15 protein-coding genes are annotated in these 14,714 nt (G+C 47.3%); all 15 read left to right on the forward strand.

Translation table 11 applies throughout. The features are described from left to right. Nucleotides 1–7 precede the first annotated feature (7 nt). Nucleotides 8–736 carry a demethylmenaquinone methyltransferase gene (locus tag MKX68_RS22520; protein ID WP_017687700.1) on the forward strand — a complete coding sequence of 243 codons (729 nt, stop codon included), beginning with the start codon at nucleotides 8–10 and terminating at the stop codon, nucleotides 734–736. Then, nucleotides 729–1,595, forward strand: coding sequence for a UbiA-like polyprenyltransferase (locus tag MKX68_RS22525; RefSeq protein ID WP_340914122.1), 867 nt, complete (start codon nucleotides 729–731; stop codon nucleotides 1,593–1,595). The genes MKX68_RS22520 and MKX68_RS22525 overlap by 8 nt, the downstream gene beginning before the upstream one ends. After that, a complete protein-coding gene (locus MKX68_RS22530; RefSeq protein WP_017687702.1) occupies nucleotides 1,596–2,216 on the forward strand; it encodes a UbiX family flavin prenyltransferase in 621 nt (206 codons plus the stop codon). It begins immediately after the preceding gene. A gap of 343 nt (nucleotides 2,217–2,559) precedes the next feature. Then, complete coding sequence (locus MKX68_RS22535) at nucleotides 2,560–3,534, forward strand: polyprenyl synthetase family protein (protein ID WP_017687703.1); 975 nt, start codon at nucleotides 2,560–2,562, stop codon at nucleotides 3,532–3,534. 154 nt (nucleotides 3,535–3,688) lie between these two features. After that, a complete protein-coding gene (gene ndk / locus MKX68_RS22540; RefSeq protein ID WP_017687704.1) occupies nucleotides 3,689–4,132 on the forward strand; it encodes a nucleoside-diphosphate kinase in 444 nt (147 codons plus the stop codon). 25 nt (nucleotides 4,133–4,157) lie between these two features. Continuing rightward, nucleotides 4,158–4,952 carry a CheR family methyltransferase gene (locus tag MKX68_RS22545; protein WP_074095642.1) on the forward strand — a complete coding sequence of 265 codons (795 nt, stop codon included), beginning with the start codon at nucleotides 4,158–4,160 and terminating at the stop codon, nucleotides 4,950–4,952. Between the two features lie 178 nt (nucleotides 4,953–5,130). Further along, on the forward strand, nucleotides 5,131–6,300 hold the full coding sequence (aroC, locus tag MKX68_RS22550; RefSeq protein WP_091028940.1) for a chorismate synthase: 1,170 nt from the start codon (nucleotides 5,131–5,133) through the stop codon (nucleotides 6,298–6,300). 1 nt (nucleotide 6,301) lies between these two features. Continuing rightward, complete coding sequence (gene aroB / locus MKX68_RS22555) at nucleotides 6,302–7,396, forward strand: 3-dehydroquinate synthase (protein ID WP_340914123.1); 1,095 nt, start codon at nucleotides 6,302–6,304, stop codon at nucleotides 7,394–7,396. A 5-nt stretch (nucleotides 7,397–7,401) separates the two neighbouring features. Continuing rightward, on the forward strand, nucleotides 7,402–7,779 hold the full coding sequence (aroH, locus tag MKX68_RS22560; RefSeq protein WP_338587591.1) for a chorismate mutase: 378 nt from the start codon (nucleotides 7,402–7,404) through the stop codon (nucleotides 7,777–7,779). A 692-nt stretch (nucleotides 7,780–8,471) separates the two neighbouring features. Continuing rightward, nucleotides 8,472–10,040 carry an anthranilate synthase component I gene (gene trpE, locus MKX68_RS22565; protein WP_036607674.1) on the forward strand — a complete coding sequence of 523 codons (1,569 nt, stop codon included), beginning with the start codon at nucleotides 8,472–8,474 and terminating at the stop codon, nucleotides 10,038–10,040. 35 nt (nucleotides 10,041–10,075) lie between these two features. Beyond that, nucleotides 10,076–11,149: an anthranilate phosphoribosyltransferase gene (trpD, locus tag MKX68_RS22570; protein WP_445671087.1), complete on the forward strand. Its 1,074-nt coding sequence runs from the start codon at nucleotides 10,076–10,078 to the stop codon at nucleotides 11,147–11,149. Continuing rightward, nucleotides 11,139–11,927 (forward strand): indole-3-glycerol phosphate synthase TrpC, encoded by a 789-nt coding sequence (gene trpC, locus MKX68_RS22575; protein WP_340914124.1) that lies wholly within the window; start codon nucleotides 11,139–11,141, stop codon nucleotides 11,925–11,927. Before trpD ends, trpC begins: the two co-directional genes overlap by 11 nt. A 35-nt stretch (nucleotides 11,928–11,962) precedes the next feature. Then, the gene (locus tag MKX68_RS22580; protein ID WP_340915478.1) at nucleotides 11,963–12,664 is read left to right on the forward strand and encodes a phosphoribosylanthranilate isomerase; all 702 of its coding nucleotides are present in this window, start codon (nucleotides 11,963–11,965) and stop codon (nucleotides 12,662–12,664) included. Then, nucleotides 12,661–13,860 (forward strand): tryptophan synthase subunit beta, encoded by a 1,200-nt coding sequence (trpB, locus tag MKX68_RS22585; RefSeq protein ID WP_340914125.1) that lies wholly within the window; start codon nucleotides 12,661–12,663, stop codon nucleotides 13,858–13,860. The genes MKX68_RS22580 and trpB overlap by 4 nt, the downstream gene beginning before the upstream one ends. Continuing rightward, the gene (trpA, locus tag MKX68_RS22590; protein ID WP_338587584.1) at nucleotides 13,857–14,663 is read left to right on the forward strand and encodes a tryptophan synthase subunit alpha; all 807 of its coding nucleotides are present in this window, start codon (nucleotides 13,857–13,859) and stop codon (nucleotides 14,661–14,663) included. The genes trpB and trpA overlap by 4 nt, the downstream gene beginning before the upstream one ends. Nucleotides 14,664–14,714 lie beyond the last annotated feature (51 nt).

The raw sequence follows: 14,714 nt of genomic DNA on the forward strand, positions 1-14,714 counted from the left end.
CAGACGAATGGGGAGCGGAGAGACCAAACCGAAAGAAGAATATGTCCATTCGGTTTTTCAGAGTATAGCCGGAAAATATGATGTCATGAATGATATTCTAAGTTTCCGCAGGCATAAGGCTTGGCGTAAATTCACCATGAAAAAGATGAATATGTCCAAAGGCGATACCGGTCTTGATTTGTGTTGCGGCACATGTGACTGGACGCTTGCTATGGCAGAGGCAAGTGAAACGGGGCACATGCACGGACTTGATTTCAGCAGCAACATGTTGGAAGTCGGTCAGACAAAGATCAATGCGGTGCAACGTCAAAAGCAGATTACCCTGACACAGGGAAATGCCATGTCACTTCCTTATGAAGACAATTCATTTGATTATGTGACGATCGGGTTCGGGCTGCGTAACGTACCTGATCTCAGACAAGTGTTGTCTGAAATGAAACGTGTGGTCAAGCCGGGCGGTATGGTTGTGTGCCTGGAATTGTCCAAGCCAACATGGCAGCCGTTCAAAGGCATTTATTATTTTTATTTTGAGAAGGTTTTACCGAATCTTGCCAAAGTGTTTGCTAAAAGTTTTGAGCAGTACAAATGGCTGCCGGACTCACTGGCCATTTTTCCGGGAAGGCAGGAACTGGCAGATATTTTTGCAGAAACTGGATTACAACAAGTGCAGGCCTACCCTCTGACCGGAGGTATAGCGGCACTGCATATTGGAACCAAGGAGAATCAGCATGTTTAGGAAAATTCGCATCTTTTTAGAAATGATCAAGATTGAACACACGCTTTTTGCTTTACCCTTTGCATTTATGGGGGCCATTCTCGGCTCCATGGTAGTGAATGATACCTTCCCAAGCTGGATGCAGATCATGTGGGTATTGCTTGCGATGGTCGGCGCACGTAGTGCAGCTTTTGGTTTGAACCGAATTATTGACCAAGCGATTGATGGCAAAAATCCGCGTACCGCGATGAGAGCCATCCCAGCAGGACTGTTGAAAAATGGGGAAGTTGTTATATTTGTCATTATCTCATTTATATTGTTATTCTGGGCCTCATCCAATCTTAATGTATTATCCATGCAGCTGTTGCCTATTGCTGTGTTTATGTTGGTACTGTATTCGTACACCAAACGATTCACATGGTTTTGCCACGTCGTTCTCGGAATGACGATTGGTTTGGCACCACTTGGTGGCTGGGTAGCTGTAACAGGAACGATGGATTGGACAGCAATTGTGCTGTACGTTACGATTGTGTTCTGGACAGCGGGCTTTGATATTATCTATGCATGTCAGGATCTGGAGTTTGATCAGGGAGAGGGGCTTCACTCCATACCTTCCCGTTTTGGCCTGGTTAAATCCTTGCAGATCGCCAAGTTCTTCCATGTGATTACTGCAATTGGTTTTCTTGCGTTATTGTTGATGACAGATCTGAGCTGGTGGTATGGCGCAGGCATGTTGGTGACGTATGGAATTCTGTTCTATCAACACTATATCGTATCGCCTAATGATATGAGCCGTGTTCAAACGGCGTTTTTTACCATGAACAGTTTGCTTAGTATAATCGTATTTACGTTCACTCTTATTGATCTGGCGGTGAAATAAATGGTGCAGCAGCCGGACAATAAACGACTGGTTGTCGGAATTACCGGAGCGAGTGGCAGCATATATGGCATTCGATTAATTGAAACGCTGCTTGATTTGGAATATAACGTTCATCTTGTCATATCCAATGCAGGGTGGCGTGTACTGAAAGAAGAATTGGACTGGGATGTGACGAATCGGGACGCGGTGCTGGAAGAAAAATTCGGCAACCGTGCCGGTTCTCTGATCTATCATCCTGTGAGTGATATAGGGGCCTCCATTGCAAGTGGTTCTTATCTGGCCGACGGCATGATTATCATGCCATGTTCTATGGGAACTCTTTCGTCCATCGCGCAGGGATCGTCGGATAATCTGATGTCTCGCGCAGCCGATGTTATGATGAAAGAGGGAAGAACATTGATCCTCGTACCACGTGAGACGCCTCTTCATGCAATCCATCTGGAAAACATGCTGAAGCTTTCTCGTCTTGGTGTACGAATGATACCGGCTATGCCTGCTTTTTATTACAAACCTCAAACTATGGATGAGTTGATTCTATTTTTGGTGGGGAAAGTGCTGGATAGCTTGCGCATCCCACATCAACTGTTTACAAGATGGGGAGAACCGGATGAACGGGGATAACGACTGAGTTCGATACAAGGCTGTTTTTTGCCAAAGTGTTGCTCGGTTTATTTGTCCCCCGAATCCCGGGGTATTGGTGAGTACTGATGGTGAGTCTTCATGAACCACAGTCTTGACCCATGCTCCGGCAACTTCTGTATATTGTTTCAGAACAAGTCGCAGAGTTTAATTTTCGGGTGTCGGCTATGACATTCGGAGAAGAAAAATACGTTAGATTACCTTATAGAAAAACACAAGCAAGAACGGTAAGCCGGGTTTTTCGTAATGCCTGCAGGCCCGACTTGCTGGAGGGGAAGGTAAGCATGAATTTATGGACTGACAATACGCTGATACGGGTGAACGAATGAAACTATTGGATATTTTCGGGTTGTTAAAAAAGGACATGGATTACATTGAGAAAGAGTTGTATCGCAGTGTTCGAGGAGAACAGAAGCTGCTGAGTGAAACGTCACTTCATTTGCTCAAAGCAGGAGGAAAACGGTTGCGGCCCGTTTTTGTGTTACTTGGTGGGAAATTTGGTACATACGACATTGAACGTCTGAAGCTGGTTGCGGTTCCGCTGGAACTCATTCATTCGGCATCCCTCGTTCACGATGATGTTATTGATAATGCGGAGACACGCCGAGGCAAACCCACGGTGAAGTCAAAATGGGATAATCGGATTGCCATGTACACTGGAGACTATATCTACGGTAAGGCACTTGAGATGACTGCCGGATTATCCGATCCAGCTATTCATCGTATCCTTGCCAAAGCCATGGTACAGATGTCCATTGGTGAGATGGAGCAAATTCGCGACTTTTTCAATACGGGACAAAGTGTTCGTAACTATCTGCTGCGGATTCGCCGTAAAACAGCACTTCTGATTGCGGTTAGCTGTCAGTTAGGGGCATTGGCCACACGTGCGCCTGAGCATGTATCTTCCCTGCTGTATACGTACGGATACAATGTGGGGATGGCTTTCCAGATTCAAGATGATGTACTTGATCTGGTAGGTACCGAGAAACAACTTGGCAAGCCACCTGGCAGTGACATGAAGCAAGGGAATATCACTCTTCCTGTACTTTATGCTCTGGAAGAATCCGATCTGCGGGAACCTTTGCTTAAGGAAATTTCCCGTGTCCAGCATGAAGAAGGACGGGCAAGTGCATCGGATGCAATTGGAATGATTCGCCAAAGTCAAGGAATTGCTAAAGCAGAAGCCCTTGCTGACCGATATATGAAGAAAGCGCTCGATGCTCTCGATCAGCTACCTAACATCAAGACGACCAAAAACCTGCGTGATATCGCTCATTTTGTGGTAAAACGTACGCATTAAACTTTGTATGACCTTCGCCTCTCGGATTGCTCATACCCAAAGATGAACAGAACTGTGAGATTCCTCATTGGGAGGATTTGGACATGTATGTTACAATCAGAGGGATTGCGTTTACATAGTGATTAACTTTGAACCGTGAGTGAGGAGTGAGCTGATGGATCGTACATTTTTGATGGTGAAGCCGGATGGTGTGCAGCGTGGATTGATCGGTCGGATTATTAGCCGTCTGGAAGACAAAGGATTTAAGTTGGTGGCAGGCAAATTGGTGCAGATGTCTGAGGATCAGGCAAAACGCCATTATGCTGAACATGAAGGTAAACCATTTTTCGATGATCTGGTTCGTTTTATCACATCTGGGCCTGTATTTGCCATGGTGTGGGAAGGCGACGATATTGTGGCGCTTGCGCGCATCGTCATCGGAAAAACCAATGTGAAGGAAGCGGCTCCGGGTACCATTCGCGGAGACTTCGCCAGCCACACACCACATAATCTGATTCATGGGGCAGATTCACCGGAAAGTGCTTCCCGTGAAGCAGCAAATTTCTTTGCTTCAGATGAACTGGTGGTATACGACAAGAGCATCGCAGCCTGGTTGTAATTATTAGCCAAAAGGGTGATACACGATGCTGGAGCAAGAACAACTACTAGACCCGGATTACACCGGATTCATTCGTAAAATCAAAGAGAGCACAGGCATTGATCTTGCTCAATACAAGGAAGGCCAGATGAAAAGAAGGCTGACCACACTTCGCAACAAAAACGGGTTTCATACATTTTCTAACTTTTTTGAAGCTATGCAGAAAGATAAATCATTGTTTTACGAGTTCCTTGATCGTATGACGATTAACGTGTCGGAATTCTGGCGTAATCCCAATCGTTGGGAAGTGTTGCGGGACGAGATCCTGCCTGAGCTGCTGGGGTCCAAGCGTCGTGCTAAAGTTTGGAGTGCAGCCTGTTCAACAGGTGAAGAGCCTTATACACTCGCCATGATTCTGGACACGATGGGCATTTTGAAGGAGAGCTCCATTACGGCAAGTGATCTGGATGAAGGTGCATTGGCCAAAGCCAAGGAAGGGCGTTATATGGAACGCTCACTTAAGGATGTGCCAAAGGAAACGGCGAACCGTTACTTCAAGCAGGATGGCTTGGTATACCGTATTGATGAGCAACTCAAAAATTCGATCAAGTTCATGAAACAAAATTTGCTCGTAGACCGTTTTGACGATGGGTACGATCTGATTGTGTGCCGAAATGTCATGATCTATTTTACCGAGGAAGCCAAAAACCTGTTGTATCACAAATTTGCAGCAAGTTTGCGTCCAGGCGGTATTTTGTTTGTGGGCAGTACGGAGCAGATCTTCTCCCCGGGACAATATGGTCTGGAGACAGCAGAGACATTCTTCTATCGGAAAAAATAATGATAATGGTTGTTGAGCCGTCTGAAGCACATGTACATGTGTTCAGGCGGTTATTTGTATACCAAGTACAAGAAAGAGCCGACTTTCTTGTCAAAGCCGGTCAGCTATACTATAATAAGCAAAGAAATTATGGGATTTTAGCAATGTGAAGTTTAACAGTTTAAAGGGGGAACGTATTATGAGTTTACGCTATTTAACCGCAGGGGAGACGCACGGACCCCAATTGACCGCTATTATTGAAGGATTGCCAAGTAATTTGACGATTGATTTTGAAGAACTGAATTTCCAGCTTCACCGCCGTCAAAAGGGATATGGCCGTGGACGCCGGATGCAGATCGAGAAAGATCAGGCGAATTTCGTTGGTGGTATCCGTCATGGATATACAACAGGTGCTCCGGTAGCGCTGGTTGTTCAAAATAATGACTGGAAACATTGGCAGAATATTATGAATATTGAGCCGATTGAAGGCAGTGACGAAGAGAAACGTCGCGTTCATCGTCCTCGTCCTGGACACGCTGACTTGAACGGTGGACTCAAGTATAATCTCAAAGACTTGCGTAACGTACTGGAGCGCTCCAGTGCACGTGAGACAACGGTACGTGTGGCATGTGGTGCCATTGCACGTCAATTCCTGGCTGAATTCGGAATCAAGGTAGCTGGACGTGTACTTCGTATTGGAGAGATCGAAGCTCCGTATCAGGACCTTCCGATTGATGAACTGATCGCTGTGACAGAAGCTTCCTCTGTACGTGTTACGGATGCTGAGACAGAGAAGAAGATGGAAGCCTACATCGACCAGATTAAACAAGAAGGCGATTCCATCGGAGGAATCGTGGAATGTATCGTTGAAGGTGTACCTATTGGTCTTGGTAGTTATGTTCAATACGATCGCAAGCTGGATGCACGAATCGCTCAAGGCGTAATGTCCATTAATGCATTCAAAGGTGTAGAGATTGGTATCGGATTCGAAGCCGGAGTCATTCGGGGATCACAGGTGCATGATGAAATCATGCATACGGATGAGCGCGGCTACCACCGGGCAACCAACCGTCTGGGTGGATTCGAAGGTGGTATGACAAACGGTATGCCAGTCGTTGTACGTGGTGTGATGAAGCCGATCCCAACGTTGTATAAGCCACTGCAAAGTGTTGATATTGATACAAAAGAAGCATTTACGGCTCAGGTTGAGCGCTCGGACGCTTGTGCTGTACCAGCAGCGAGTGTCGTTATGGAGCATGTTGTAGCGTGGGAAATTGCCAAAGCATTCCTCGAGAAATTCGGCGGGGATTCCATGGAAGAGATCCGTGCCAATGTTGCTAGTTATAACGCTCAACTGGAGAGTTACTAATATGCGTCAGCTGACGGTACAGTTGGAGGAACGCTCATATCCGATTCTGATTGGTAGCGGCCTATTGGCACAAGCCCCTCAATATTTTGAGCAATATGGCTTAACCAAAAAAAGTCCGTTACTCATCATTACAGATGAAAATGTGGCTCCCAAATACTTGTCAGGTTTGGAGCAAACGCTGCGTACGGCTGGTTATACAGTCGTATCGGCGGTTGTGCCCTCTGGTGAAACATCGAAATCCCTTTCGGTGTACCAGGATATGATGACCGTTGCGATCGAAGGCAAACTGGATCGGAGTTCTGCGATTCTGGCCCTGGGTGGTGGTGTCGTAGGTGATCTGGCTGGCTTTGTTGCCGCTACATATATGCGTGGAGTGAAGTTTGTTCAAGTGCCTACAACAATTTTGGCGCATGACAGCAGTGTAGGCGGTAAGGTAGCTGTCAATCATCCGCTGGCCAAAAATATGATCGGTGCATTCCACCAGCCCGAGCTAGTGCTCTATGATGTGGACACACTCCAATCCTTGCCACCACGAGATGTATCGGCAGGGTTGTCAGAGATGCTGAAGCACGGGCTGATCCGTGATGAGGCTTTTGCACATTGGTGTGAGGAACATGCGGAAGAACTGCTTGCGCTTAATCCGGAAGCACTTGGATACGGCTTGGAGCGTGGATGTGGCATTAAGGCAGAGATTGTATCCAGAGACGAACGTGAAAATGGAGAACGTGCGTTGTTGAACCTGGGACATACGATTGGTCATGCCATTGAAGCGATTGCCGGTTACGGAGAATTCCTGCACGGAGAAGCGATTTCCATCGGTATGGCTGGTTCAGCATTGCTGGGTGAGAAGCTCGGTGCGCCAGCAGGGCTCTATGAAGATACAGTGCGCATGCTGCGTTCACTTCGCCTTCCAACAACGATGCCTGCTCATCTGGACACGGATGCATTAATGGAAGCGATGATGCATGACAAAAAGTTCCGTGAAGGTCATATGGTGTTCATCATTCCTGATCGGATTGGGGCTGCAAGAATTGTGAAGGATGTACCGGTGTCGGCAGTTCGGGACGTCATTGAAATGCTCAGGAAGGGAGAATGACAGCAATGGTCACACGGGGAATTCGCGGGGCTACAACAGTCACGCAGAACAACGAAGAACAGATTTTGAAGGAAACGGCTGTATTGTTGCAGGAGATCGTGGATCGCAATGAGATTCAACCGGAAGATATCTGCAGTGTGTGGATTACGTTAACTGGGGATCTGGATGCTGCTTTCCCGGCAAAAGCTATTCGCCAACTGGATGGCTGGGAACTCGTACCACTAATGTGTGCACTGGAGGTTCCGGTTCAAGGTGCCTTGGCGCAATGCATTCGTTTCATGGTTCATGTGAATACGAATAAATCGCAGAATGAAATCAACCATGTGTATCTGAACGGTGCACAGGCATTACGTCCGGATTTGGCAGCACCTTCTGGCTCTTAAGTAGTGGGTTGTCAAACCGATCATAATGATGTATAGTGAGAACCAGTTGAGTAGAGTTGAGATTGAGCTGAGAGCAGCTGAGCTAGTGGAGTATATAGCAGAGTCCAGTGGGTGGTAACCGGGGCAACAGAAACCGGTCAACTGATTCACGGTACGTCGTGCTACGGAATAGGTAACAGGAACAGGGAAAACAAACGTGTCATAGGACATCGTTGTTTTGATATATTTTGGTATAAACACAATCAATGCACCCTCCTATATTTTATGAAATATTGGAATGAGAGTTGAAGTGTTATAACTGATATATTTTCCCGAATTGGATGATGTGAGATGCATCAATTCAGCGACCTGTGAATAATCCGACAGCGAAGTATAGGGACTTGTTATTTATGAAGCATCACCCTGTTAAATACAGCTTATAACCAAACCTCTACCTGATGGTAGAGGTTTTTTTCGTATATTGAATTGCTTCTTCTACCCCTATAAGTTCAACTAAACTTTTACACAAAAACGAAGAGGACAGAAATAACCTGAAGAAGCGGAGCGTTCACATTTATCCCCGGATTTTCCCTTTTGAAAGGCAATCAAAAAAATCTGGGGATAACAGTGATTGGAAGGTTGTTCTGTCATCGAAGTGCTCAGTGTAAAAAATCTTTAGTTGAACTTACCTAAATCTGAAAGGACGTGATCTGATGATAACGCCAAACGTTAATCAAGTACTGAAAATGTCGAATGAGTATAATCTGATTCCGGTAGTCAAACGGATTCTGGCAGATATGGAGACTCCGATTCGAATATTCCGCCGTTATGCTGACAACGACCGGGCATTCCTGTTGGAAAGTGTAGAGGGGGGGATCCAATGGGCGAGATACTCGTTCATCGGTACAGATCCGTTCCTGATGATTTCGGCCAAGAAGGGTCGGATCGTTGTAGAAGAAGCAGGGAAAACTCGTGAATTGCCAGGCAAACCGATCGAAGAACTGAAAGCACTGCTGCGTAAGTATCGCAGCCCAAAAGATGATGAACTGCCACCATTCACAGGTGGGGCAATTGGTTTCTTCGGATATGATCTGCTGTCCTATTATGAGAAACTTCCAGCTCACGCGCTGGATGACCTGAATATGGATGACATTCGATTTATGTTCTGTGACCAGATTATCGTGTTTGACCATGTAAAGCAGCAGATGCTGCTCGTCGGGAATGTACACGTCAAGGACGGTGCAACGGATGACGAGATACGTCAAGCGTATGCAGTGACTTCGGAGAAGCTGGAGCAGGCCGCAGAACGTTTACAGCAGCAAGGTCCAGGGGAGAACCTGAATCCGCGTTCCATTCCGGGAGACGTGGAACTGGGGGATATTCGCTCCAACCTCACGAAGGAGCAATTTATCGGTAATGTGGAGCAAGCCAAAGATTACATTCGTGCAGGTGATATTTTTCAAGTGGTATTATCCCAGCGTTTCCACATTGATACGGAAGTTTCTCCACTTCACGTGTATCGTGTGCTTCGGACCCTGAATCCATCACCTTATATGTACTACCTCAAAATGGATGATGAGATTATCGTGGGTACTTCGCCTGAAGCGCTGGTCAAGGTGGACGGGAATCGTGTGGAGACACGACCGATTGCAGGTACACGTCCAAGAGGGGCAACAGAAGCGGAAGATCGTGCACTCGCTGCTGATCTGCTCCAGGATGAGAAAGAACGCGCGGAGCATCTGATGCTGGTTGATCTGGGTCGTAACGATCTGGGCCGGGTATCCAGCTTCGGCAGTGTGAAGTGTGACATGTTCATGGAGATTGAACGGTATTCTCACGTGATGCACATGGTATCCAACGTTACGGGCGAACTTAGAGAAGACAAGGATTTCTTCGATGCGTTCCTCTCATGCTTGCCAGCGGGTACCGTATCCGGTGCACCGAAACTGCGAGCAATGGAGATTATCGCGGAACTGGAGAAAGAGGCACGGGGTGCCTATGCAGGAGCGATCGGATACCTTGGTTTCTCGGGTAACATGGACTCCTGTATTACGATTCGTACGATTATTTTCAAAAAAGGAAAAGCATATGTGCAGGCCGGAGCGGGAATCGTATGGGATTCTGTGCCTGAGAATGAATATGAGGAAACAGTTAACAAAGCTAAAGCATTGCTCAAAGCGATTCGAACAGCAGAAGCCATGTTTCCTGCCAAAGAAAAGGACAGCACGTTGAGACTGGCGAATGCAGATTACTTTGTCACACCAGCGGCCGCTAAGAACTGAGAGAGGAGAGACCGGAGATGAACATAAACCCAATAATGAATGAGAACCCTGTTACACCCATTGCTGAGATTACTCGTGAGGAAGGCATGAAGAATGGCCTGGCGAAGATTTTGGAGGGCAGCCATCTGGAGCAAGCCGAAGCAAGAGATTTGATGTACTCGATTATGAGAGGTGAGGCAACGCCGGCTCAAATCGGAGGTTTGCTGATGGCGCTGCGGATGAAGGGGGAAACGGTGGATGAGATCACTGGTTTTGCTGAAGCCATGCGTGGTCAGGGCGGACGAATTCTAACGGATGGCAGCGGCTTGCTGGACACTTGTGGAACAGGCGGATCGGGTATTCACAAATTCAACATTTCCACAGCATCCGCGATCATTGCTTCTGCCGTCTCGGTTCGGGTCGCCAAACATGGCAACCGTTCAGCTTCAGGCAAAGCAGGTAGTGCAGATGTATTAGAGGCACTCGGTGTAAATATCCATCTGAACGGCGAGCAGGCCAGACAATGTTTGGATGATATCGGAATCTGTTTCTGTTTTGCCCAGGTATATCACCCTTCCATGCGACATGCGGCAGGACCAAGAAAAGAGCTGGGTGTTCGTACCATTTTTAATATGCTCGGACCATTAACCAATCCTGCAGGAGCAGATCGCCAATTGCTTGGTCTGTATGATCGTTCCCGGACGCCGATGATTGCTGAAGTACTGAATCGTCTTGGTCTCAAAAGAGCGTTGGTTGTGGCCAGCCATGATGGTCTGGATGAAATCAGTATCTCGGCACCAACTCAGGTATCTGAACTTCGCAATAGCGAAGTGCACACCTATGATATTGATCCACGTGACATGGGATTGTCTCTGCATCCGCTTGAAGCGGTACTTGGAGGAGATGCGGCACAGAATGCCGAAATTATTAAGAGGATCTTCCAGGGTGAGCAGAGTGCCTACCGTGATGTCGTTCTGTTGAACGCCGGAGCGTGCATCTATGTATCCGGTCTTGCAGATAGCATTGCTGAAGGGGTGACACTTGCCGCAGAAGCGGTAGATTCGGGCAAAGCTGCCGGGAAGCTTGAACAGTTAATTCATACAACGGAGGCGTACAGTCATGTATCTTGATCGAATCGTTGCAACCAAACATAAAGAAGTTGAAGTTCTGGCACAAACATTTCGCATGGATGAAGCTATCCAAAAAATCGAACAACTACCCGCAACCCGGGGGTTTGAACAAGCACTATCGAGCGGACGTAATCGCAAACTCGGCCTTATTGCTGAAGTGAAGAAAGCTTCGCCATCCAAAGGGTTAATTCGTCCGGATTTTCATCCGGTAGAGATTGCTGCTGCTTATGAGCGAGCGGGTGCAGACTGCATCTCCGTATTAACGGATGTGTCGTATTTTCAAGGCAGCAACGAGTACTTGCAGACGATTCATCAGGCGGTGAACATTCCGCTGTTACGCAAGGATTTTATTATAGATGAACGACAGATTGCCGAGGCAAGATTACTGGGTGCGGATGCGATACTGCTGATTGCCAGTATTCTGACACCTGAACAGATTCGTCAATATCTGGAATTCGCCAAAAGTTTGGGGCTGGACGCTTTGATTGAAGTCCATGATCGAACAGAATTGGAGCAGGTATTGGAGATTCCGCAGGCAACACTAGTGGGCATCAATAATCGTAATTTGAAAACATTCGAAACCAGTCTGAACACGACACTGGATTTGATGGAATTGATTCCAAGTGGCGTTACCTTGATTAGCGAAAGTGGTATTGACGGACCAGAATCAACCGTACCTCTGATCCAGGCCGGTGTTCATGGTATTCTCGTAGGTGAGCATCTCATGCGCAAGGATGATGTCGAGGCGGCTGTATATGATCTAATGGGATCCAAATGATGAATACTTCCATATACGATGGCACAGGCGACAGTATGTCAGAACTGAGAAACCCGCTGCCAACGGCCGTAAAAATATGTGGACTTCAGGACGTTGAAGTGCTAAAATCGATGATAAACTTGCCTGTGGATTACATTGGTGTTGTTTTTGCCAAATCACGCCGCCGAATCGAACCCGAGCAGGCTGCTGCATTAAGAACGGTGTTGTTCGAATGGTCTACCTATGATCGGCCGAAGCTTGCGGGTGTATTTGTGAATCCTACGATCGAAGAGCTGGAACACATTATGGAGATTGCTCACTTGGATGTTATTCAGCTGCATGGACAGGAGTCTGCGGAATTTTGCCAGCAGGTGAAGCAGCGGTGGAATGCCAAAGTGTTCAAAGTTTTTTCTTTTCCCAAAGATGAAACGGGACCGGAAGCTGATGATGCAGCCATAAGGGCTCTTGATAGTTACGATAAATTCGTGGATGCGATATTGCTTGATACCCATGATCCTCTATATGGAGGGGGCTCCGGGAAAACGTTTGCCTGGGAGCGAATCCCTGCCTATGCTGAATGGGCGAAAAGGCGTGGAATTTCTCTGTTCGTTGCAGGAGGTTTGCAGCCGGACAATGTACAAGAACTAATACAGACATATGCACCTTTCGGCGTTGATGTATCCAGCGGCGTTGAGACTGAAGGTGTGAAGGATATGGCAAAAATTACAGCATTCGTAGAAAGGGTGAAGCAGGCATGACACATCAATTGCCGGATCAACACGGGCGTTTCGGTCACTTCGGAGGCCAATTTGTACCTGAGACACTAATGAACGCACTTATTGAGTTGGAGGAGGCATATAGCCACTTCTCTGAAGATGAGGAATTCAACAAGGAACTGAATTATCTGCTAAGCGAGTATTCTGGACGTGAAACGCCATTATATCATGCAGAGCAATTGTCACGCCGATTGGGCGGACCGAAAATTTATCTGAAACGTGAAGATCTCAATCATACAGGCGCCCACAAAATCAATAACGCCATTGGACAAGGTTTGCTTGCCAAACGGATGGGCAAAAAGAAAGTGATTGCCGAAACGGGTGCAGGTCAACATGGCGTTGCAACGGCAACCGTAGCCGCATTACTTGGACTGGAATGCAAAGTATTTATGGGCGAAGAAGATACAGAGCGTCAGCAGTTAAACGTATTTCGGATGAAACTGCTTGGAGCAGAAGTGATTCCAGTTACGTCTGGAACACGGACACTGAAGGATGCTGGTAATGAATCACTTCGCTACTGGGTTAGCAATGTAGAGGATACGTTCTATGTGCTTGGATCAGTGGTTGGGCCTCATCCATATCCAATGATGGTGCGGAATTTCCAACGTGTGATTGGTGATGAGACCCGTCGTCAGATTCAGGAAATCGAAGGGCGTTTGCCAGATGTGATTGTAGCAGCCGTGGGTGGAGGAAGTAATGCGATCGGTATGTTCTATCCATTTATCGGTGATCAGGATGTGAAGCTTATTGGCGTTGAAGCCGCAGGCAGAGGGGTAGATACCGAGTATCATGCTGCGACGATGACCAAAGGTACGCATGGTGTATTCCAGGGATCTATGAGTTACCTGTTGCAGGATGAGTATGGACAGGTTCAGCCAGCACATTCCATCTCGGCCGGACTTGATTATCCGGGTGTTGGTCCGGAGCATTCCTATCTCAAGGATATTGAACGGGCAAAATATGTACCGATCACGGATCAGGAAGCACTGGATGCCCTGCAACTCCTCTGTCGGACGGAAGGAATCATTCCTGCTCTGGAGTCTGCACACGCGGTAGCCCAAGTTGTCAAACTGGCGCCTGAACTTACAGCAGATGATATTGTAGTCATTTGTCTGTCGGGACGTGGAGACAAGGATGTTGAATCGATCATGAAATACACGGGAGGTGACTTGGGATGAATCTGATGGACCAGACCTTCCAGCAATTGAAGCAACAGAATCGCACAGCACTTATTCCATTTTTAACCGTGGGAGACCCGGATGTGGATACAACGATTGATATCATCAAGGAGCTTGAACAGGCCGGAGCGGACATTTTGGAACTGGGTGTTCCCTATTCCGATCCGCTTGCAGATGGCCCAGTCATTCAGCGTGCTTCCGAACGTGCGCTGAAAAGCCAGATTACCATTCGTACTGTTATGGAAACTGCTGAAAAAGCTCGTAAGGCAGGTGTGAAACTGCCGTTTGTACTGTTCACCTATTATAATCCGGTATTGCAGACAGGATTGGATGTATTCTTTGATGAATTGGTCAAACACGATATTAGTGGCATGATCATTCCGGACCTGCCGCTTGAGGAAGCGGAAGAGATGCGTGAACGCGCGAATCGTGCGGGTGTACATCTGGTGCCGCTTGTTGCACCCACGTCTAATGCACGGATTGAGCGGATTGTGAAGGGAGCCAGCGGCTTTATCTATTGTGTATCTTCCCTTGGGGTAACCGGAGAGAGAGCTTCTTTCTTTGATGGCGTAGAGAGCTTCATTGAGACGGTGAAAAGTCTGACAGACCTCCCTGTAGCGGTAGGTTTTGGTATCTCCAGTCATGAGCAGGTGGCACATTTCTCCCGCATCTGCGATGGCGTTGTTGTAGGTAGTGCCATTGTTCGTCAGGTAGAAGATGCAATTCCTCTGCTTGAAAATCCGGATACGCGTGCAGCGGGACTGTTGCAAATTCGCAACTTTGTGGCACAATTAAAGGGATAGGGATGTCCTGAAAGGACATCTTTTGGACACGTGAGGTGCACGCTGATTCGT

Source organism: Paenibacillus sp. FSL M8-0212 (genome assembly GCF_038004645.1).
Taxonomy (GTDB): domain Bacteria; phylum Bacillota; class Bacilli; order Paenibacillales; family Paenibacillaceae; genus Paenibacillus.

Excerpts from the sequence above, each read along its gene's own strand:
- MKX68_RS22580 (WP_340915478.1), top strand. The coding sequence starts at position 11,963 with ATGTCAGAACTGAGAAACCCGCTGCCAACGGCCGTAAAAATATGTGGA.
- aroH (WP_338587591.1), top strand. The coding sequence starts at position 7,402 with ATGGTCACACGGGGAATTCGCGGGGCTACAACAGTCACGCAGAACAAC.
- trpA (WP_338587584.1), top strand. The coding sequence starts at position 13,857 with ATGAATCTGATGGACCAGACCTTCCAGCAATTGAAGCAACAGAATCGC.
- MKX68_RS22520 (WP_017687700.1), top strand. The coding sequence starts at position 8 with ATGGGGAGCGGAGAGACCAAACCGAAAGAAGAATATGTCCATTCGGTT.
- MKX68_RS22545 (WP_074095642.1), top strand. The coding sequence starts at position 4,158 with ATGCTGGAGCAAGAACAACTACTAGACCCGGATTACACCGGATTCATT.
- aroC (WP_091028940.1), top strand. The coding sequence starts at position 5,131 with ATGAGTTTACGCTATTTAACCGCAGGGGAGACGCACGGACCCCAATTG.
- trpE (WP_036607674.1), top strand. The coding sequence starts at position 8,472 with ATGATAACGCCAAACGTTAATCAAGTACTGAAAATGTCGAATGAGTAT.
- MKX68_RS22535 (WP_017687703.1), top strand. The coding sequence starts at position 2,560 with ATGAAACTATTGGATATTTTCGGGTTGTTAAAAAAGGACATGGATTAC.
- MKX68_RS22525 (WP_340914122.1), top strand. The coding sequence starts at position 729 with ATGTTTAGGAAAATTCGCATCTTTTTAGAAATGATCAAGATTGAACAC.
- ndk (WP_017687704.1), top strand. The coding sequence starts at position 3,689 with ATGGATCGTACATTTTTGATGGTGAAGCCGGATGGTGTGCAGCGTGGA.
- trpB (WP_340914125.1), top strand. The coding sequence starts at position 12,661 with ATGACACATCAATTGCCGGATCAACACGGGCGTTTCGGTCACTTCGGA.
- trpC (WP_340914124.1), top strand. The coding sequence starts at position 11,139 with ATGTATCTTGATCGAATCGTTGCAACCAAACATAAAGAAGTTGAAGTT.
- trpD (WP_445671087.1), top strand. The coding sequence starts at position 10,076 with ATGAATGAGAACCCTGTTACACCCATTGCTGAGATTACTCGTGAGGAA.
- aroB (WP_340914123.1), top strand. The coding sequence starts at position 6,302 with ATGCGTCAGCTGACGGTACAGTTGGAGGAACGCTCATATCCGATTCTG.
- MKX68_RS22530 (WP_017687702.1), top strand. The coding sequence starts at position 1,596 with ATGGTGCAGCAGCCGGACAATAAACGACTGGTTGTCGGAATTACCGGA.